Source organism: Duganella margarita, assembly GCF_009857535.1.
GTDB lineage: Bacteria > Pseudomonadota > Gammaproteobacteria > Burkholderiales > Burkholderiaceae_D > Rugamonas > Rugamonas margarita.
On the sequence record NZ_WWCS01000059.1, the window covers coordinates 1 to 1,446 of the forward strand.

Consider the following 1,446-nt stretch of genomic DNA (forward strand, 5'->3'; position numbering starts at 1 on the left):
GCCATCGCTGCGCTCGTTGAGCACGGCGAAGGCGGCGCCGTCGCCGCGCGCCGCCAGGCGGTTGGCCAGCACGCCGCTGATGCGGCGCGCCCACGGCGTGGCCGGCAGCAGGTAGACCGCGCCGCCGCTGTGCTGCCAGTACGGCTGCAGTTGCTGGAGTTGCGCGCAGTCGGCGCGCCAGCCGTCGTGCAGCGTTGGGTAGACCGGACTGGCGGCGATGAAGTCGAGCGGGTCGGCGTAGGCGCCGAGCGCGCGGTACAGCGTGTCCGGCGCGCAGTGCAGGTCGGCCACGCATTCGCCGTAGGCGTTGTAGTTGAGCACCTGGCCCAGCTGCGCCAGCGCGGCGACGCTGGCCGCGTCCATGCCGTTCGCCAGGCGGCGCGCCGCGTGCTCGAGGTTGTCGCCGAAGGCGGCCGTCACCGCCCAGCTGCGGTAGCGTCCGCCCAGCGCGCGGTCGACCAGGATGCTGGTGCAGACGTCCGGCGCGCCGTCGCAGTGCAGCCGCAGGCGCGGGTGCTCGAAGGCGCAATCGGCCGAGTGGTGGTCGTAGTAATCGACTGCGGCGCCGCCGTCGAGCAGGCGGCGCAGGTCGGCGGCGTTGGCGTCGAGCGAGATGTCGAGCACCAGCACGCGCGCGCCGGGCGCGGCCGGCACGCGCGCCAGCAGTCCGATGTCGCGCTTGACGCCGGTGACCAGCACGCTGTCGGCCGGCTCGGCCAGGCGCAGCTGGTGCAGCGCGCAGATGCCGTCGGCATCGCCGTTGAAGACGTCGTAACGCGGCGCCGGCATGGCGTTAGCCCAGCCAGGGCGCCAGGTGGTGCAGCAGGCGGTCGCAGGCCAGTTCCAGCGACAGGCTGCCGGTATCGAGCGCCAGCGCCGGCGCCAGCGGCGCCTCGTACGGCGCCGAGACGCCGGTAAATTCCGGGATCAGGCCGGCGCGGGCTTTCTGGTACAGGCCCTTGGGGTCGCGCGCCTCGCAGACGGCGCACGGGGTGCAGACATGGGTCTCGATGAAGTTGGCCTCGCCGATGATGCTGCGCGCCAGCGCGCGGTCGCTGCGCTGCGGCGAAATGAAGGCGCAGATGACGATCAGGCCGGCGTCGTTCATCAGCCGCGCCACCTCGGCGCTGCGGCGGATGTTCTCCTGGCGGTCGGCCGGCGAGAAACCGAGGTCGCGGTTCAGGTGGTGGCGCAGGTTGTCGCCGTCGAGCACATAGGCGGCGTGGCCGGCCGCCACCAGCCGCTGTTCCAGCGCGCCGGCCAGCGTGGACTTGCCGGCGCCGCTGAGGCCAGTGAGCCAGACGGTGGCGGCGCGCTGGCCCAGCCGGGCCTGGCGGGCGGCGGCCGTCACGCCGCTGGCGTGCCAGTGCAGGTGGGGGGCGCTGCCGTGCAGCGCAACGTTGTCGGAGCTTCCCATGGTTCTGGCCTCAGCGCGTCAGGGCCGGC

Annotated in this window: 2 protein-coding genes; both read right to left on the minus strand. The window is 73.7% G+C overall.

The features are described 5' to 3' along the window. The coding region (locus tag GTP55_RS29125) for a hypothetical protein (protein ID WP_161048252.1) at positions 1 to 789 on the minus strand (789 nt) is incomplete at its 3' end. Between the two features lie 4 nt (positions 790 to 793). Further along, the gene (gene cysC / locus GTP55_RS29130) at positions 794 to 1,417 is read right to left on the minus strand and encodes an adenylyl-sulfate kinase (protein ID WP_161048253.1); all 624 of its coding nucleotides are present in this window, start codon (positions 1,415 to 1,417) and stop codon (positions 794 to 796) included. Positions 1,418 to 1,446 lie beyond the last annotated feature (29 nt).

Coding starts and splice junctions, on each gene's coding strand:
- cysC (WP_161048253.1), bottom strand. CDS start 1,417: ATGGGAAGCTCCGACAACGTTGCGCTGCACGGCAGCGCCCCCCACCTG.